Origin of the sequence: Dactylosporangium sp. NPDC049525 (assembly GCF_040676755.1) — a bacterium.
Taxonomy (GTDB): Bacteria; Actinomycetota; Actinomycetes; order Mycobacteriales; family Micromonosporaceae; genus Dactylosporangium.
The window spans coordinates 35,423-53,170 of record NZ_JBFAPO010000010.1 but is presented as its reverse complement, the minus strand read 5'-3'; the positions used below and the strand labels follow the sequence as shown (position 1 = coordinate 53,170).

Here is a 17,748-nt window from a genome sequence, read left to right as displayed (position 1 = left end):
ACCAGATACTAGCAGTGCTAGATTCCTAGCACCGCTAGATTTCACCGAAGGAGCCACCGATGCTCGCCCTCACCATCGCCTGCGCCATCGTCGCCGCGGTCTGCACCGCCGTCATCTTCGGCACGGACACGCTCACCGCCCTCGTGCTGCGCCCCGCGTACGCCGAGATCGACGACCACGCCATGGTCCAGATCGTCGGCCGCAGCCACCGCCTCGGCGGCCAGCGCCTGCCCGTGCCGGGCGTGCTCAGCGTCGTCGCCGCCGCCCTGACCACAGTGAGCGCCCTGATCGCCGGCTGGACCGCCGCCGGCCTGACCGCGGCCGCCGGCCTGGTGCTGCTGCTGGCCTGGCTGGTCATCTTCAACCGCATCTCACTGCCGATCAACAAGGTGCTCATCGCCGCCAGCGACGCCGGCGAGACCCCCGGTAACGCCCGGTCACTGCAGGCACGCTGGGACTCGGTCATCACCCTCCGCACGGTCCTGCAGGGCACCGCTCTCATCGGCTTCTGCCTGACGATCGCCCTCGCCGGCCGCTGAGACACCGGCCGCCCTCCGACCACGGGGGGGGCAAGTAACAGCGCCCGCGGGTCCTCCGCTCCTTGATACGACCAGAACGTATCGCTCAAGGGACACATCAGTGCGGGAAGCGTTTGAGGGTGGTGCCGGCATACCGGCCGACCCTGTGTTCGTCGATCGCAGCGGCCGGCGCCGGCGGCTGATCACCGCGTTCGGCGCCGCCTTCGGCGTCGTGCTCGCGATGGGTGGCGTGCTGCTGGCCGCAGGTCTGATGGGCTCCTCGCCGGTGCCGCTGCCCGGCCTGCCGCAGGGTGGGCAGCGCGCCACGCACGGTGGTGTGGACGGCGCCGGCGCCCAATCGACCGGACCGTCCCGCCGTGCCTCGCCGACCTCGCGTCCGGGGCAGCCGGCCGGCGCCCCGCCGGCCACCAGCAGCGCCCGCCAATCGGCGACCCCCACGTCGGCGCCGGCCTCGCCCGGCAAACATGACAAGACGCATCCGGGCAACAACAGGCCGAGCAGGTCGACGTAGGCAATGGCGCGACACGTCTCACGCCGGCCTCCCCGTGCACACTGGCTCCTGCTGCTGTTCGGCAGCCTCATCCTCCTCGCGGAACTGTGCCTGCACGGGTATGTCAGCCACGCCGGCGGAGAAGGGACCGCCGCGACCCCGCACCGACCGGCCCTCCCCGCGGTCGAGCCGCTCACCGGCACCGGCCCGGTGCTGCGGATCGCGGCCGACGGCACCGTGCAGCGCGCGCAGCTGCCCGCCGGGGCCGTGGCGCTGACCTTCGACGACGGGCCGGACCCACGATGGACGCCACAGATCCTCGACGTGCTGCGACAGCACCGGGCCCACGCCACATTCTTCGTCATCGGTTCGAAGGTGAACCAGTACCCGGATCTCGTCCGGCGCATCGTGGCCGAGGGTCACGAACTCGGTGTGCACACCTACACGCACACCGAGCTGGCGGCGGTGCCCGCGTGGCGGCAGCGACTCGAGCTGAGTCTCACGCAGAACGCGATCGCGGCGGCGACCGGCCGGACCACCCAGTTGATGCGCCCGCCCTACTCCTCGACGGCCGATGCGGTCACCGCGGCGGACCTCGCCGCGCTGAGGACGGCCGGGGCCGCAGGCTACCTCGCGGTGCTCACCGACCAGGACACCGACGATTGGCGCAGGCCCGGCGTGGACGCGATCGTCGCGGCGGCCAAGCCGAAGGACGGCACCGGTGCGGTCGTCATGCTCCACGACGGCGGCGGTGACCGTTCGCAGACGCTCGAAGCGACCCGGCGGATCCTGACCGGGGCGCCGGGCGTCCGTTTCGTCACGGTGTCCGAGGGGCTCGGCCTGCCGGCGCCGCCGGCGGCGACCTTCGACGTGACCGCCCGGGGAGTGGCGCTGCGCTGGACGCAGTCGGTCGCCGCCTGGTTGAGCACGTTGCTGCTCTGGCTGCTGATGCTGGGCACCGGGCTGGCAGTGCTCCGCCTTGTGCTGCAGGTGCTGGCCGCCGGTGTGCACGGCCGGCGCGCACGCCGGTTGCGCGGCCGGGCGCGGTATCTCGGGCCGGTGTCGGTCATCGTGCCGGCGTTCAACGAAGCGGCGAACATCGCCGCGACGGTCCGGTCGCTGCTCGCCAACGACTACCCCGGGCTGGAGGTCATCGTCGTCGATGACGGCTCCACCGACGCCACCGCCGCCATCGTCGAGGGGCTACGGCTGCCGGGCGTGCGGCTGATCCGGCAGCGCAACGCCGGCAAGCCCGCCGCGCTCAACACCGGGGTCGCGGCAGCGCGCAGCGCGCTGTTGATCCTCGTCGACGGTGACACCGTGTTCGAGCCCGACGCGGTCGGGCAGCTCGTGCAGCCGTTCACCGATCCCGGGGTCGGCGCAGTCAGCGGCAACACGAAGGTCGCCAACCGGCGGGGGCTGCTCGGGCGGTGGCAGCACCTGGAGTACGTGGTCGGGTTCAACCTCGACCGCAGGATGTTCGACCTGGGCGAGTGCATGCCCACCATTCCCGGTGCGATCGGCGCGTTCCGCCGGCAGGCACTCATCGACGTCGGTGGCGTGCCGCCCGACACGCTCGCCGAGGACACCGACCTGACCATGGCCGTGCTGCGAGCGGGGTGGCGGGCCGTCTATGCCGACCGGGCGATCGCGTGGACCGAAGCACCGGCGACCCTCCGTCAGCTGTGGCGGCAACGGTACCGCTGGTGTTACGGCACCCTGCAGGCGATGTGGAAGCACCGCCGGGCGTTGACGGAACGGGGCAGTGCCGGGCGGTTCGGCCGGCGCGGCCTGATCTACCTGCTGCTGTTCCAGGTGCTGCTGCCGCTGACCGCGCCGCTGGTCGACGTCTACAGCATCTACGGCCTGTTCTTCCTGCCCGCCGCCAAGATCGCCGCCGTGTGGTGCGGCTTCACCGGCCTGCAGGTGCTGACCACCGCCTACGCGCTACGACTCGACCGGGAATCCTATGCACCGCTGTGGACCGTGCCGTTGCAGCAGATCGTCTACCGCCAGCTGCTCTACCTGGTGGTCGTGCAGTCCGCCGTCGCCGCCCTCCTCGGCGGCCGGCAACGGTGGCAGGCGATGGCACGCACGGGCCTGGCAACCACCGCGGTGCCCGGACAACCGTCCCAGCGCCGGGACGCACCATCGCTGCAGTCGCGCCGATGACCGCCGTGCCAGCCGTGAACAGCCGGCCACCCAGCGCGGCGGCGGTGTGCGGGCCGCGGCGACGCACGACAGGAATCCAGCCGTTGCCGGATGAGGACCTCGCTGCGGCACTGCGCGCCGCCGCTGACGGCGACGCGTCGGGCTTCACGACGTTGTGGCGCTCCCTGCAACCAGCGATCCTGCGCTACCTGCGGGTCGTGTGTGGCGACGCGGCGGAGGACGTCGCTTCCGAGACCTGGCTCCAGGTGGCCAGGGACCTGTCCCGCTTCAGCGGGGATGCGACGGCGTTCCGGGTGTGGCTGTTTCGCATCGCACGGCACCGCGGCATCGACGAGAACCGGCGGGCCTGGCGCCGCCGTGAAGAGCCGCACGACACCATCGATCCGCTCCGCGACGCCAACCCGGTGCAGGACGCGCTGGTGGACGTGCTCGAGCTGCACGGCACCGAATGGGCGCTCGAGCTGATCAGGACGCTTCCCGCCAACCAGGCCGAGGCGGTCATGCTCCGCGTCGTGGCCGGCCTCGACGTTGCCGGCGCGGCGAAGGTCCTGGGCAAACGGCCGGGTGCGGTACGGGTCGCCGCCATGCGAGGGCTGCGGCGGCTGGCCGCGAACCCGCAGGTCCAAGCGGCCCGCGGCACCCCGGACGGACCGACCGGCGAATCCCCGAGAGGCACCTGAGATGTGGCACCGGAATGACGTGGTGCGCCGCACCCGAAGCGGCTGGGACGACCCCGTGATCGACCGGCACACCGCCGAGCAGCTCCTCAACAGGACACCCGCGGCAGCCCAGGAGCACGGCGCGCTCAACGCGCTGCTGGCGGCCGCGACGGGTCCCGCGCGGCCGGACGAGATCGCCGGCGAGCGGGCCGCGGTGTCCGCGTTCACCAGGGAGTACCGCCCTTGTCCACGGCCGAGGACACTCGCACCACGCCCCGGACGAGGCGCCGGCATCGCCGTCACCGTGAGCGTTGCGGCCCTGCTGGTGGGGGGCACCGCGTACGCGGCCGGCACCGGCCGGCTTCCCGACGCACTGCAGGAGCTCCTGCCCGGCGCGGCAGCACCCGTCTCCGATCACGCCGCCCGGACGGCCCCCACCGATCAGGGCACCGGGCGGGCGGCACCGACGCCGCGCCCGTCGACGGGTCCGGTCCCGCAACCGTCAGCGACCGTACCCGTCGCCGCGGCCGAACTCGAGCGCCTGTGCAGGGCCTGGACAGCCTTCCGGGCCGACCCGCATGCGGGCCAGGTCACCGCCGAGGAACGACACGCACTGGCATCCGCGGCGGGCGGCGAGAACGACATCAACGGTTTCTGCCAGCGACTGCTCGACCCGACGCCACAACCTTCCGCGACCACCGGCAAGCCCGGCAACCCCTCCCCCGGCGCCGGCAAGCCCAGCCATCCGGGACGACCGCAGTCGCACTGACCGTTCCTGGGATCCGTGCCGCCATCCTCCGTCCGCCACGTCTCGCCGTCGCCGAGGCACCCGCCGAACCCACCCCGATCAGCCTCCGGTGCCGGTGGCCGCGCGATACGCCGCCACCCGCAGCATGCTGACCCGGTCCGGCCCGGGCAGCAGCTCCGGGTCCTCGCCGGGCAGCAGCTGCGAGGACACGACGGTGCGGCTGATCGCGTGCAGTGCCGCCGGTGAGACGGCGAGGTGCAGCACGGCCATGCGCCGCTCGGTCGGGTGCCAGAGGACCAGCAACCGCACCACGCCGGCCACCTCCCGCAGCGCGGGTCCGATCCGCTCGGTGCCGGCGAAGCGGGCCGCCTCGACGCGGGCCGGGCTCAGCGGTCCGTCGAACTCGCCGAGGAACGCCACCGCGGGCTGCTCCCCCGTCGCCGAGCCCGCCTGGTCGGCGTCCACCTCGAAGATCTCGTCGTGGGTGAGCTCGAACAGGCGCGGGCCGCGGGTAGCGGCGGAGCGGTCCGAGGCCGATTCGGCGTCCTCGCGGGTCAGCCAGAGGCTGATCATGGTCGTGCCGCCGTCCTCCCCGGTGAGCATCGCCAGTCCGGCGAAGCCCGGGTGGGCGGCGATCATGTCGGCGATCGGGTGGCCGTCGGCCGGCCGGGCCGCCGTGGTCTGCAGTCGTGCGAACATCGCTCCACCTCCGGTTGCTGGGGACGCAATCGTCGGTGACCGGCGGTGTCTGGGGCGTCAGTGGAACCACGCAGACTCGGCACGCAGAATCCACGCGGCGACCTGGGTCCGGTTGGCCAGTCCCAGTTTGTTCAGCAGATTCCGTACGTGCGTCTCGACCGTGCGCTCCGAGACCGTCAGCCGGTCGGCGATAGCCCGGTTCGCCAGGCCGTCCGCAACCAGCAGGGCGACCTCGCGCTCCCTGGCGGTCAGTGACGCGACCACGTCGTCCGCCACGCCGCCCAGATCGCGGAGCAGCGACGTGGCGTCGGTCAGGGTCGGTGTCATGCCGAGCCGGCGGGCCGTCCGGGCGGCCTGACCGGCCAGGTCCGCCGCCCTTTCCCGGTCGCCGCGAGCGTCCCTGGCCCGGCGGACCCTGGCGTGGGCGAGCTGCGCGAGCGCAAGGTCGGCGTGTGCGCCGATCCGCCGCTCCAGCTCCTCGGCGGCCTGCAGGTGGCCGATGGCCGTCCCGTGGTCGCCGGACGCGGCGGCGAGGCCACCCAGCACGCGGGCGAACGCGCCGCGGTATCCGTAGGTGGACGCCTGGTACAGCTGCGCGTACGGCAGCAGGCCGCGGTACCCGGCGGCCACGGTCGCGGGGTCTGCGAAGGCCGCCCCGAGCTCGCCCGCGATGGCGACGATGGCCGGCCAGCGGATGTCCTCGGGCAGGTCCGGCAGCGCCGTGACGAGCCGCGCGTACAGCGCACGGGCCGTGTCGACGTCACCGCTGGCGAACAGGTACTCGGCGGCGATCGCCAGCACGATCGGGCGCGCATCGGCGTCCACGACCGACGCGATGTCGAAGGGGCCGCCACCCGGGCCGTCACCGGATCCGCCGGCATCGGACCACGGGTCGGCGAAGCTGCCGGTCTTGCGGCGGATGTCCAGCGTGTACGCGAGGTGCTGGCCCTGCATCGAATGGTCGCCGCAGCGTTCGGCGAGCGCCTGCCCCTCGTCGGCCAGCCGCTGGGCGTCGGGGAACCGGCCGGCGAGCATCGCGCGGGCGGCCCGCGCCCGGAGCAGGTGCCAGCGGGCCACCGGCCAGCCGAGCCGCTCGGCGAGCGAGGCCAGGGCGGCGATCTCGCGGTCCGCCTCCGCGACCGCGCCGAGGCCGAGGCACCCGTCGATGCGCCACAGGCACGCCCACAGTGGCGTCTCCGGCCGGTCCGGGACCGCAGCGAGCGCGCGCAGGCCTGCGCCCATGACCGTCCGCTCACGCATCGAGTCCGGTCCGCCGGCGAGCGTCTCGTGCGCGTGCATCGCGTCCACGACGGCGGTGCTGCCGCCGTCGTGGCGCGCCATCGCCATGGCCTGTGCGCTCAGGGTGTGCGCCTGCCGGGCGAGGTCGGGAGCGGTGACCGCCAGCTGCGCGACCGCCATCGCGTGCTGCGCGAGCACCTGGGCAAGCGTCCCGGAATCGGTCCCGCCCAACGCGGTCTCGGCCCGCACGCACAGGTCGGCGATGATCCGGTTCGGCTCCTCACCGCCGATGCCTCGCACCACGAGCGCGGCGCGCGCCAGCAGGTCCGGCCGGCCGAGCCCGGCGGCGAGGTCGGCGCCGGCCACGCAGTGCCGCAGCGCCCCGGCCACCCGCAGGTCCAGGAACTCCGTCTCGGCCAGTCCGAGCAGCAGGTCGGCGTGTTCGGCCGGGTCGAGGCCGGCACCGCCGGCCAGTTCGATCGCTCGGCGGAACCAGTGCGCCGCGTCGGCGTGGTCGAGCCCGCGCAGCGACACCGCCACCGCGGCCCGGCAGGCGTCCACGGCCGCGCGGCAGCTCGGCGCGTCGGTGGCGGCGCGGACGCGGTGCCGGGCGATGTCCGCCGCCCGGCCCGCCGAGGACGGCGTCGCGGGCATGCCGGCCAGCGCGTCGGCGATGCGGCGGTGCCAGCGAATCCGATCGGTCCGCGGCAACTCGTCGTACGCCGCCTGCCGGACCAGGGCGTGCGTGAACATCATCCGGTTCGGCACGGCCGCGTCCTCGGCGAGGATCCCGGCCGACACAGCCTCGGCGAGCAGCTCCGCGAGCCCGCCCGGCGACCGGACCGCCGCCGGATGCGACGCCTCGCCGGATGCCGCAGCGACGAGCGTGACGTCGAACTCCTCCCCGATCACGGCGCAGGCGCCGAGCAGCGACCGGCAGTCCGGGCCGACGCTGTCCAGGAAGACACCTGCGAGCGGATGCAACGCGTCGGGCAGGCCACCGCCGCCGGCGTGCAGGACGCGCGCCATCTCCCGCACGAACAACGGGTTGCCGCCGCTGCCCCGGTGCACCCGGGCCGGCCAGGAAGGATCCACCCGGCCGCCGGTGGCATGCAGGTACTCGGCGACGTCGGCGGGTGTCCACGGTGCCAGCCGCAACGTCCGGGCCGCGGGCAGCACGGCGGCCCGCGGACCGAGGCCGCCGGCGTCCCGGGTCGCCACGGCGAGGATCAGCCGCGTTCCGGGAAGCTCGGCGGCGGCGTGGCGCAGCAGTTGCATGGTGGCGTCGTCGGCCCACTGCAGATCATCAAGCGTGATCAGCAGGCCGGCCGCCGGCACCGCGGCCAGCAGCGCGCCCGCGGCCCGCTCGATCGCGACGAACCGAGCCTGCGCCGGCGGGCCCGGTCCCAGCTCGAGGAGGTCCGGCGACAGGCCCAGCGCACGGCCCGCGGCGAACACCCGCGACCACGGCCAGAACGCCGGTACCCCTTCCTCGGCCACAGCCCGGCCGGACAGCGCGACCATCCCGGCGTCCGACGCGGCCCCGGCAAGCCACGAAAGCATCGTCGTCTTGCCGATGCCCGCCTCGCCGCACAGCACGACGAGTGCACCCTGCTGCGCCGCGGCGCCGGCCACGACCCGGGCGAGTTCTTCGAACTGGTGACGGCGGCCGACCAGGTGCGCACCCATACCCGCATTGTGCCGGGCGAGCCGAGCACCGCTTGGCGGCGGTACTCGGCTCGCCGCCGATCACCGGTCCCGTCGTCGGATGAGGCTCAGCTCTGGCGCAGCGGCGGCAGCGGAACGGGCACCCCGAGCGCCGTCGCACCTGCCCCGACGCCGCCCTCGCACGTGTTGGGCGGCGCGGTGCCGATGCCACGCGTCGAGGGCCGCTCGGCCGCCCAGAACATGAAGCCCAGCATGCCGGCGGTGGTTCCCGCGCCGTTCGGCGCAGCCGTCTGCACATACGGCGCGAGAGCCTTGGTCACCGACGTGCCGTAACTGGTGCACTCCGGGCGGACCTTGCTGCCCTCGGCGATGTACAGCCCGCCGGTGAACTTCGCCGGCGCGAGCGGCGGCACCGGCGGACTGAACTGTGACTTGCCGTCGATGTGCTCCTGCCAGTTGCTCTGCGCGGTCGACGCCGACGGCTGCCGCGCCGGCACCATCGCGTTGGCGAAGTCGAGCACAGGGGCGTCGGTGCGCAGCCAGTCGGCGCTCGCCTTGCGGTTGACGTCGATGAGCCAGCGGTCTCCGGCGGCGACGTCGATGGTGAGCCGCGCGGTCGGGTCGGTGCCCGCGGCGTTGTACGGGTGGACCGCCCGGTACGCCGAGATGAAGTTCTGCAGCTGCGTCAGGTTCGGGCTGCTGTTCTGCTCGTAGTCGATCTCGATGCCGACGCCGAACTGCGTCGCCACGGCGGCGGCGCGCTGCCCCAGCAGCGTGCCGTTCTGCGCCAGCGCGGTGTCCCAGTCGCCGGTGTAGGTGATCCCGCCGATGGAGAACATCACCCGGATGCCCCGGGCAGTGAAGTAGTTGACGATCTCCTGGGTCATCCCCCGCGGCACACCGTTGACGTTGCCGGCGTCGGTGGTCTGGTTGAGCAGCCGCAGCGGGTTGACGAAGCTCAACACCACCAGGTTCACCGACGGCCGGCCGTCGCCGCGGTCGACGAGCCAGTGGTTCTGGCTGTCGAACTCGGCCGCGGTGCGCACGGCCGCCCACAGGCAGGCGTCGTTGCTGCAATGCCACGCGCCGAAGACGGACACGGGGGTGACGGCCGCGGCGGCGGGCGCCGCCGGGCCGGCCAACGGGAACAGCGCCAGCAGCACCGCGGCGAGCAATGTGCCCGCGCGTCGACGTGAACGGACCGACCGCAACATGGTGGACCTCCAGGCTGACTGAAAAGACTCTTTGCTGAAACAGCGCCGTCGGCGGTGCCGCCGTTACACACCCCGGCGGTTTCGTGTAACGCGCCACGGGGCTGCGCCGCCAGTTCAAGCAATCGCCGTACGACAACTGCTGAACGTGACAACTGCTGAACGTGACAACTGCTGGACGAGACAACTGCTGAACGAAAGGAGTCGGTATGCGACGAAGTCTCACGCTGACCACGGTCGCGCTGGTGGCCGCCGCCCTGATCCCGGCGACACCGGCACGGGCTGCCGTCACCTCCGCGCCGGGAATCGTCTTCGCCCCCAACCCGGTCCAGACCCTGGGCCGTGAGGACCTCACCGACGCCAAGGACGCCGACCTGCCGGTGTTCGCCGCGGCGTACCGCCGGGTGACCTTGACCGACCTGGACGGCTCCGGCGGGCTGGCCGGGCGGTACGTCGTGGTCAAGAGCTCCACCGGCAAGGCCGCGACCCTGGTCGACGGCGCGTTCCCGGCCTGGCACCGCGACTCGGACCAGTTCGAGCAGGTGATGGGCTACTACTGGGTCACCACGGCCCAGCTGTATCTGCAGCACCTGGGCTTCGGCTCGACGCGGCGCCCGGTCAACCAGCGCCGGATCGAGCTGCGCATCGACCAGTACGGCGGCGACAACTCGTTCTTCCGCGACGACAAGGCGAACATCACCCTGGGCAAGGGCGGCGTCGACGATGCCGAGGACGCCGAGGTGATCGTCCACGAGTACGGCCACTCCGTGCAGGACGGCCAGGTCCCCGGCTTCGGCACCACCCTGGAGTCCGGCGCCATCGGCGAGGCGTTCGGCGACTACCTCGCCGTCGCCGTCACCAGCTGGGCGACCGGCACCCCGACGGCGACGCCCGAGGCATGCGTCGCCGACTGGGACTCCACGTCGTACACCAGCAGCACTCCGCACTGCCTGCGCCGCCTCGACGGCAACAAGCACTACCCGGCCGACGTCATCGGCGAGGTGCACGCCGACGGCGAGATCTGGTCACGGGCCCTGTGGGACATCCGCACCGCGCTCGGCGACACCCGCGCCACGACCCTCATCGTCGAGGCCCAGTTCGCCTTCGCACCCGACACCACGTTCGCGGCAGCGGCCCAGGCCACGGTCGACGCCGCCCAGCGGCTCTACGGTCCCACGGCGGCCGCGGCCGCGCGTTCCGCCTTCACCGCCCGCGGCCTGCTGTAGGCCGACAAAGCGCCGGCAAGCGCCGGCAAAGCGCCGTCCGGGCCCGCCGGTGCCAGCCGGGTCCGGACGGCGCCGCATTTGCCGGCGCGGTCCGTAGCCGGCAGGCGACGATGGTCAACCCGCACCGGCCTGCGAGGCCCCCGGTGCAGGTGCTGGCGTGACCTCGACGACGAGGTGCTTGGTCACCGGCTGTTCGCTCTGGGTGCTGACGTCGGCGATCCCGCACAGGACGTTCAGCTCCGGCATGTACCCGGCCGCACAGCCGGGTGGCAGGTCGTAGCGCACCGCGCGGTACCCGTGGACGGTGCGCTGCGTGCCGTCCTTGGAGAAGCTGGTCACGTCGACGAGGTCGAACTCGTCAAGGCCCCGGCCGCGCATGTCGTCGTCGTTCATGAAGATGACCGTGCGGAGTCCCTTGAGGCCGCGGTACCGGTCGTCGTTGGAGTAGATCGTCGTGTTGAACTGGTCGTGGGAGCGGATCGTGGTGAGCAGCAGGCGCCCGCTGCCGGGGTCGGTGTCGTGCGGCAGCGCTGGGTGCGAGAACTCGGCGCGGCCGGAAGGCGTCTGGAACACCCGTAGGCGGGCCGGTTGGGCGATCCGGAAGCCGTGCGGGTGGCGGGCGCGGCGGTTGAAGTCCTCGAAGCCGTCCAGGACGCGGGCCATCGTGTCGCGGATGCGGTCGTAGTCGGCCGCGTAGTCCTGCCAGGGGGTGCCGCTGTCCGGCAGCGTGGCCCGGGCGAGGCCGGCCAGGATGGCGGGTTCGGAGCGCAGTTGCGGTGAGGCGGGCTCCTTCATGCCGTAGGAGATGTGCACCATCGCCATGGCGTCCTCGACCGTGACGCCCTGCTCGCCGCCGGCCTGGCGGTCCCGTTCGGTGCGGGTCAGGCACGGCAGGATGAGCGCGCGGCGGCCGTGCACGAGGTGGCTGCGGTTGAGCTTGGTGCTCACCTGCACGGTCAGGTCGCAGTTGCGCAGCGCCTCGGCGGTGTACCGCAGGTCAGGGCTGGCGAGGGCGAAGTTGCCGCCGAGCGCGACGAAGACCCGCACATCACCGCGGTGCATCGCCTCGATCGTCTCGACCGTGCCGAGGCCGTGCTCGCGGGGCGGCCGGATCCCGCAGACCGCCTCGAGCCGGTCGAGGAACTCCGCGGCCGGGCGGTGGTTGATGCCGCAGGTGCGGTTGCCCTGCACGTTGCTGTGCCCGCGGATCGGGCACGGACCGGCGCCCTCGCGGCCGATGTTGCCGCGCAACAGCAGCAGGTTGACGATCTCACGGACCGTGTCGACGCCGTGCTCGTGCTGGGTCAGGCCGAGGCACCAGGCGATGACCACGCGTTCGGAACGCAGGTAGGAGCTGGCGAGCCGGCGGATGTCGGGCTCGGTGACGCCCGAACCGTGGACCAGGTCCGGCCACGGGGTTGCCGCGACGAGCTCGCGGTACTCGTCGAACCCGTGGGTGTGGCGGTCGATGAAGTCCCGGTCCAGGACGCCGGGTTCGCGGGCGGCGGTCTCGAACACGGCCTTGGCGACGCCGCGCAGCAGGGCCATGTCGCCGCCGATGCGCACCTGCACGCTCATCGTGCCGATCCGGGTGGTGCGGAAGGTGGCCATGTCGGCGAACTCGTGCGGGACGATCGTGCGCCGGGAGGCGGCTTCGCGCAGCGGGTTGATGTGCACGAGCTGCGCGCCGCGCCGGTCGGCGTCGGCCAGCCAGGTGAGCATCCGCGGCGCGTTCGAGGCGGCGTTGTCGCCCATCACCCAGATCGCGTCGGCGGCCTCCCAGTCGTTCAGGTCGACGGTACCCTTGCCGGTGCCGATCGCCGCTGCCAGCGCCCGGCCGGTGGCCTCGTGGCACATGTTGGAGCAGTCCGGCTGGTTGTTCGTGCCGAACTCGCGGGTCCACAGCTGGTAGAGGAACGACGCTTCGTTGCTGAGCCGCCCGGACGTGTAGAAGGCCGCCTGGTCGGGGCTGGGCAGTGCCCGCAGCGTCGCGCCGACGAGCGCGAACGCGTCGTCCCAGGAGATCGGCCGGTACGTGTCGCTGGCCGGGTCGTATTGCAGCGGTTCGGCGAGCCGCCCCACCGCCTCGAGGTCATGGTCGCTCCACTGCGCCAGCTCGCTCACCGGGTGCGCGGCGAAGAAGGCGGCGTCGGCGTCCGCCCGGGCGAGCTCCCAGGTGACGTGCTTGACGCCGTTCTCGCAGATGTCCAGGTGCAGGCCGTTCGGATCGTCGGGCCAGGCACAGCCCGGGCAGTCGAAGCCGCCGTCCTCCTGGTTCATCACGAAGAGCGCGCGGACGCCCTCCATCGGCTCCCCGGCGCGCCTGAGCACCGCGCCGACGCTGCGGGCGGCGCCCCACCCGGCGGCCGGATGGTGGTACTCGTGGCGGGAGTACCCGCCGTGTTCCGCCGGGCCGCGGCCGAGCGCCGGCACGCCGGGCACCGCGCCCATCATCCGTTGTTCTGCGTCACCGGTCTCGTCGGACTGCGGCACGGCCGTTGCTCCTCTCAGTGTCGATGTCGGTGGTTGCCAGGCCGAACGTGGCGACGGCGCAGGCGATCAGGCAGCCGACGCCGACGGCGAGGGGCCAGCCGGAGCCGACGACGCTGGTCAGCACGACGCCGGCGAGCAGCGTGACCGCGGCGGCAACGGCCTGCGCCATCCGGTGCGGGGTCCCGGGACCGGTCGCCGGTCGGGTGGCGGCGGCCGCAGCCGGCTCGGCCGCCGGGTCCAGGCGTCCCCGTAGGAAGAGGTGGAACAGCAGGACCAGCGACGGCACCAGGACCACCGCACCGGCGGCGACCGCGACGATGACGGCGAGCAGCGTGGTCCGGCCGGCGGCGGCCTGTTCGACCGTGAGCCCCGGCAGGGCGAACGGGCGTTGCGCCAGGGCCCAGCCGGCCAGGGTGGCGGCCACGGCGAGCGCCGCCGTCACCCGCGACGGGCCGAACCGGCTCCGCCAGACCAGCACCAGGGTCGCCAGTCCCGCCGCCGCGGAGATGCCGACCATGACCGCACCCCCGTCGCGGGTGAGGCCGTCGTACAGGGCAGGTGCGTCGGCGCGAGCGACGAGCAGGCCGGCGAGGGCGAGGCCGCCGGCGACCACGCCGGAGCCGAGGGCGCGGGCCCGGAAGTCGAGTTCCAGGCTTTGCTCACCGAGCCGGCGCGCGTCGGCGGCGAGGTACACCGCCGCGAGGTGACCGCCGGCGGCCACGCCCAGCACGCCGATGACGACCGAGGTGGGATTGAGCCAGCTCGTGACGGCGTTGCCGGCCGCGTTGCCGACGGGGACGCGGCCCGAGGCGATGCCGCCCACGGCGGCGGCCAGCGCGAACGGCGTCAGCATCGAGGCGACCGCGAACAGCACCTCGACCAGGTGCCGGCCGCGGCCGCCGCCGACCTGGCCGCGCAGCGCGTACGAGACCCCGCGCAGGATGATCCCGACGGCGGCGATGAACAGCGGCGCGGCGAGCGTCGAGGCGATCGAGCCGAACACGACCGGGTACGCGGTCCAGCACACGGCCAGCACGAAGATCAACCACACGTGGTTGGCCTCCCACACCGGACCCATCGCGTGCCGGGCGTGGTCGCGGGTCGCGGCGGGGTCGGTCCGGCCGGGGCGGGTCAGCAGCATCCACAGGCCGGCGCCGAAGTCCGCGCCGGCCAGCACCGTGTACGCGGCGAGACCGGCGAGGATGAACACCATCGGGACCTCAGCCATCGTCGTGCACCTCGACGGGGATCCGGCTGAAGCGGCGCAGCAGCCACCCGACCGCGACGGCGAGCCCGGCGTACACCAGCACCAGCGTGCCGTACCCGACGGGGATGCCGGGCGCGCCGGTGACCGCCTCGGTCGTGCGCATCACGTCGTACACGACCCACGGCTGGCGGCCCACCTCGGTGGTGACCCAGCCGGCGAGCAGCGCCACGATCGACAACGGACCGGCCGCCACCGCGGCGCGGTAGAACCAGCGCGACCGGGGCAGGCGCCGGTGCCGCAGCCGCACGTACAGGAACAGCAGGCCCAGCAGCGCCAGCAGCGTGCCGATGCCGACCATCGTCTGGAACGCGAAGCGGACCACGTTGACGGGCGGTATGTCGTCCGCGGCCACCGCGTCGAGGCCCATGACGGTGCCGTTGGGGTTGTGCAGCGCCAGCAGCGACAGCAACCGCGGGATCTCGAGGCCGTAGACCACCTCGTGCCCGTTGTACCAGCCGCCCAGGTGCTCCGGCGCGCCCCGGGTGGTCCGGCCCAGCCCTTCCAGCGCGGCCAGCTTCACCGGTTGGTGCTGCGCCACCTCACGGGCGGCCCAGTCGCCGACGATCACCTGCAGCGGCGAGGCGACCGCAGCGGTGGACATCGCCACGGTCAGCGCCGTCCGCTCGTACCGGCGCCGCCGGCCCCGCAGCAGCGCCCAGGCGTACGGCGTGGCCACCGCGAACCCGGCGACGATGTATCCGGCGAAGTACATGTGCACGAACTCGTGCCAGAAGTAGCTGTTGCCGAACAGTGCCCCCCACGGATCGGCGTCGACGACCACGCCGTCGCGCATCGTGAAACCGGTGGGATGGTTCATCCAGCCGTTGACCGCGATGACGAACAGCGAGCCGGTCACCCCCGCCACGACCACGGGCACACCGCACAGCAGATGCAGCCGTGGCGGCAGCCGGTCCCACCCGTAGACGTAGATCCCGATGAAGATCGCCTCGGTGAAGAACGAGAAGCCCTCCAACGTGAACCCGAGGCCGAACACCGCACCGAACCTCGCCATGAACTGCGGCCACAGCAACCCCAGCTCGAAGCTCAAGATCGTGCCGGTCACCACGCCGACGGCGAACAGCGCCAGCATCACCTTCGACCAGCGCCGCGCCAGGGTGGCGAGCACGGGATCGCCGGTGCGCAGCGAACGCCACTCGCAGAACAGCACCATCGTCGGAAACGCGATCCCGAAACAGACCAGCGGGATGTGCACGGCGAACGACAGCGCCTGCATCTGCCGCGCCTGCCACAGATAGTCCGGATCGACCGGCACGCACCACCTCCGGCGTTCGTCGCCCTGACCGTTCGGTCGGTCGGGCCGCTACCTTCCCCGTGCCGGTCAGAAGATGCCGGCGACATCGGGCCCGGGAGCGGTGGGTGGTACGGCGCGGTTCGACGGCGCGCGGGGGCCGTCCGTCGCTAGGCTCCGCGCATGGGGACCGGGGCTGTCGTCGCGCCATCGGTGCATCTCGACGCTGCCGACCACACCCGGCTCGGCGCGCTGGGGATCTCGGTCGAGGGTGACCTGGACGGTGTCACGGACCGGCCGTCCGCCGGCGACGGTTCGGCGCCGCTTGCGGACCTCGCCGCCGCGGTCCAGCTGGGCGCGGACCGGGGCGCGCTCGTCGCGGTCGGCGACCGGGGGCGGGATTCGCGGGCGTGGCACCGGGAGGGCGCCCACCGGCTCGCCGCGGCGACGGAGGCCTCGGCCACCGCATCCGCCGCGCGACCGCTGGCGCTGGTGCTGATCCCGGCGGCGTCGGCGCCGCAGCCCGGGCCGATCGTGGTGCTCTCACCCGCGGAGTCGGTCTCCTCGTACGAGCTGTACGTCGGTGCCGCGCTCGCGGCCGCGTCCGGTCGCCGGGTCGAGCACCTCAACGGCCGTGGCTCGCAGGGATCCGCCGGGCATGCGGACCTGCCCGCGCGCGCCGCGGCCCGGGCCGGCGCCACGCAGTGGCGGGAGCGCGCCGAGCCCCGTCCTGAGCGGGCACTGCACGGCCTCGTCACCCGCCCGGCCGTCATCGTCGTGCCGGTCCCCCCGGGCTCGGCCGATGCCGCGGCCGTCATCGCGGCCCACGCCGACGCCGATGTCGTGCTGGTCTTCGACGCCGCGCACGCCCGCTACTCCGCCACGGTCGCCCGGGAGGTGGCGAGAACGGTCGAGCTGGCGTTCGGGGTGGAGACGAGCCTTGCGGACCGGCAGAGCACCGACCGGCCGGCGCGGTCAGCACCGGCCACGGAAAAACCGGTCCCGGCCGGCGCGCCCGCGGCGACGGAACGCATCGGCGAGTTCCCCGCGATCCGCGCCTCCGACGTGATCCACGTCCGGCTCACCGACACCACGCTCGAGCTGACGAACCGCACCCGCCATCGCGTCCGGCTCTGCGTCGCACTGGGATCCGCGGTGGAGCCCGGCCGGGCGCGCGCGGCGTTCGAAACGCTGCTGGAGCCCGGGATGTCACTCGCGGAACCGACCGACGCCGTCGCCGACCTGGCGCCGCCCACGCGGGTGCTGCGGCACTGGAGTCACGGCTCGGCCGAGGTCTACGAGGGAGGCGACCGGCGGCTCCTGCGGGTCGAGGCGTCGGTGCTCGCCGCCGACGGCCGGACACACGCCTCGCGTGCCTACGAGCCGCGCAACGGCCTGGATTTCTCCGTCACGGCCGGCGATCTCAAGGCATTGCTCGGATCCGGGGCGGCGAGGACGTTCCAGTTCGACGTCGCGCCGCCGCGCGTCGTGGCGCGGGCGCCCCGGGACCTGTTCGTGGCGTTCGAGTCCGCGTTGAGCGTGGGCACCAGCATCCTGGCCAGGTCCCCCTCGTGAGGCCACCGCCGGGCCGGCCCCGCGACGCGCTCAGGTCTCGTCGAACCGGACCCGAATCCTGACGAGCGCGGTGTGCACGCTCGCGCGGTCCGCCAGGTAGGCGGCGACGGCGCCGGCATCGGCGTCGGCGGCGAGCGGCGCGGTGCCGATGGCGAGCACGATGTAGCGCCGGCCGACGGCATTCGCGGTCCAGTCGTCGGTGACGTCGTGACTGAGCCACACGCCGGCGGGTGTGCACAGCTCGACCCGCATCGCGCGCAGCGACGCGTAGAGCACGTCGGTGCCGATGGGCAGGATCTCACCGTCGACGTCCAGCCGCCTCAGGCCCAGCGCCGCGATCGTGTCCGCGAACGTTCCGTCGTCGTGTGCCGAGATCGGATGCACGAGGACGAAGGCGGTCGGCTCACCGAACGGATTCAGCGCCGACCAGGCAGTCATCCCGATGTCCACAGTGGAGGCGGTCGTCAGTGTCGGTTCGCTCACGATTTCAGGCTACCGAAAACCGGTCCGGGA

The 17,748-nt window shown here is 73.2% G+C and carries 14 protein-coding genes; 7 read left to right on the top strand and 7 right to left on the bottom strand.

Annotation, left to right across the window (positions count from 1 at the left end):
- Positions 1–59 precede the first annotated feature (59 nt).
- The 5 genes from AB0K00_RS17225 to AB0K00_RS17205 all read left to right on the top strand — a co-directional run bounded on the left by AB0K00_RS17225 (position 60) and on the right by AB0K00_RS17205 (position 4,629).
- Positions 60–539: a DUF1772 domain-containing protein gene (locus tag AB0K00_RS17225; protein ID WP_363521751.1), complete on the top strand. Its 480-nt coding sequence runs from the start codon at positions 60–62 to the stop codon at positions 537–539.
- A gap of 100 nt (positions 540–639) precedes the next feature.
- Entirely contained in the window at positions 640–1,050 is a 411-nt protein-coding gene (locus AB0K00_RS17220; protein WP_363521749.1) for a hypothetical protein, read from the top strand.
- A gap of 3 nt (positions 1,051–1,053) precedes the next feature.
- Complete coding sequence (locus AB0K00_RS17215; protein WP_363521746.1) at positions 1,054–3,201, top strand: bifunctional polysaccharide deacetylase/glycosyltransferase family 2 protein; 2,148 nt, start codon at positions 1,054–1,056, stop codon at positions 3,199–3,201.
- Positions 3,198–3,881: an RNA polymerase sigma factor gene (locus AB0K00_RS17210; RefSeq protein ID WP_363521743.1), complete on the top strand. Its 684-nt coding sequence runs from the start codon at positions 3,198–3,200 to the stop codon at positions 3,879–3,881. Before AB0K00_RS17215 ends, AB0K00_RS17210 begins: the two co-directional genes overlap by 4 nt.
- A gap of 22 nt (positions 3,882–3,903) precedes the next feature.
- A complete protein-coding gene (locus tag AB0K00_RS17205; protein WP_363521740.1) occupies positions 3,904–4,629 on the top strand; it encodes a hypothetical protein in 726 nt (241 codons plus the stop codon).
- A 78-nt stretch (positions 4,630–4,707) separates the two neighbouring features.
- On the opposite strand, the gene AB0K00_RS17200 is transcribed toward AB0K00_RS17205, so the two are convergent.
- From AB0K00_RS17200 to AB0K00_RS17190, 3 genes are all read right to left on the bottom strand, one after another.
- Positions 4,708–5,307, bottom strand: a complete 600-nt coding sequence (locus AB0K00_RS17200; RefSeq protein ID WP_363521737.1) for a hypothetical protein — start codon at positions 5,305–5,307, stop codon at positions 4,708–4,710.
- Between the two features lie 57 nt (positions 5,308–5,364).
- Complete coding sequence (locus tag AB0K00_RS17195) at positions 5,365–8,235, bottom strand: AAA family ATPase (RefSeq protein WP_363521734.1); 2,871 nt, start codon at positions 8,233–8,235, stop codon at positions 5,365–5,367.
- An 86-nt stretch (positions 8,236–8,321) separates the two neighbouring features.
- Positions 8,322–9,428, bottom strand: coding sequence for a hypothetical protein (locus AB0K00_RS17190; RefSeq protein ID WP_363521732.1), 1,107 nt, complete (start codon positions 9,426–9,428; stop codon positions 8,322–8,324).
- 206 nt (positions 9,429–9,634) lie between these two features.
- On the opposite strand from AB0K00_RS17190, the gene AB0K00_RS17185 reads away from it, so the two are divergent.
- The gene (locus tag AB0K00_RS17185; RefSeq protein ID WP_363521730.1) at positions 9,635–10,651 is read left to right on the top strand and encodes a M36 family metallopeptidase; all 1,017 of its coding nucleotides are present in this window, start codon (positions 9,635–9,637) and stop codon (positions 10,649–10,651) included.
- Positions 10,652–10,765: 114 nt separating this feature from the next.
- Here AB0K00_RS17185 and AB0K00_RS17180 read toward each other — a convergent pair whose 3' ends face one another.
- From AB0K00_RS17180 to AB0K00_RS17170, 3 genes are read right to left on the bottom strand one after another with little or no spacing between them, the layout of a single operon-like run.
- Positions 10,766–13,144: an FdhF/YdeP family oxidoreductase gene (locus tag AB0K00_RS17180; RefSeq protein ID WP_363521727.1), complete on the bottom strand. Its 2,379-nt coding sequence runs from the start codon at positions 13,142–13,144 to the stop codon at positions 10,766–10,768.
- Positions 13,119–14,372: a cytochrome d ubiquinol oxidase subunit II gene (locus AB0K00_RS17175; protein ID WP_363521724.1), complete on the bottom strand. Its 1,254-nt coding sequence runs from the start codon at positions 14,370–14,372 to the stop codon at positions 13,119–13,121. Before AB0K00_RS17175 ends, AB0K00_RS17180 begins: the two co-directional genes overlap by 26 nt.
- Positions 14,365–15,684 carry a cytochrome ubiquinol oxidase subunit I gene (locus tag AB0K00_RS17170; protein WP_363521722.1) on the bottom strand — a complete coding sequence of 440 codons (1,320 nt, stop codon included), beginning with the start codon at positions 15,682–15,684 and terminating at the stop codon, positions 14,365–14,367. The genes AB0K00_RS17175 and AB0K00_RS17170 overlap by 8 nt, the downstream gene beginning before the upstream one ends.
- 159 nt (positions 15,685–15,843) lie before the next feature.
- On the opposite strand from AB0K00_RS17170, the gene AB0K00_RS17165 reads away from it, so the two are divergent.
- Positions 15,844–17,235 (top strand): hypothetical protein, encoded by a 1,392-nt coding sequence (locus AB0K00_RS17165; protein ID WP_363521720.1) that lies wholly within the window; start codon positions 15,844–15,846, stop codon positions 17,233–17,235.
- Between the two features lie 30 nt (positions 17,236–17,265).
- On the opposite strand, the gene AB0K00_RS17160 is transcribed toward AB0K00_RS17165, so the two are convergent.
- Positions 17,266–17,718 (bottom strand): hypothetical protein, encoded by a 453-nt coding sequence (locus tag AB0K00_RS17160; RefSeq protein ID WP_363521717.1) that lies wholly within the window; start codon positions 17,716–17,718, stop codon positions 17,266–17,268.
- Positions 17,719–17,748: the final 30 nt, after the last annotated feature.

Coding starts and splice junctions, on each gene's coding strand:
- AB0K00_RS17165 (WP_363521720.1), top strand. CDS start 15,844: ATGGGGACCGGGGCTGTCGTCGCGCCATCGGTGCATCTCGACGCTGCC.
- AB0K00_RS17195 (WP_363521734.1), bottom strand. CDS start 8,235: ATGGGTGCGCACCTGGTCGGCCGCCGTCACCAGTTCGAAGAACTCGCC.
- AB0K00_RS17190 (WP_363521732.1), bottom strand. CDS start 9,428: ATGTTGCGGTCGGTCCGTTCACGTCGACGCGCGGGCACATTGCTCGCC.
- AB0K00_RS17185 (WP_363521730.1), top strand. CDS start 9,635: ATGCGACGAAGTCTCACGCTGACCACGGTCGCGCTGGTGGCCGCCGCC.
- AB0K00_RS17210 (WP_363521743.1), top strand. CDS start 3,198: ATGACCGCCGTGCCAGCCGTGAACAGCCGGCCACCCAGCGCGGCGGCG.
- AB0K00_RS17225 (WP_363521751.1), top strand. CDS start 60: ATGCTCGCCCTCACCATCGCCTGCGCCATCGTCGCCGCGGTCTGCACC.
- AB0K00_RS17175 (WP_363521724.1), bottom strand. CDS start 14,372: ATGGCTGAGGTCCCGATGGTGTTCATCCTCGCCGGTCTCGCCGCGTAC.
- AB0K00_RS17200 (WP_363521737.1), bottom strand. CDS start 5,307: ATGTTCGCACGACTGCAGACCACGGCGGCCCGGCCGGCCGACGGCCAC.
- AB0K00_RS17215 (WP_363521746.1), top strand. CDS start 1,054: ATGGCGCGACACGTCTCACGCCGGCCTCCCCGTGCACACTGGCTCCTG.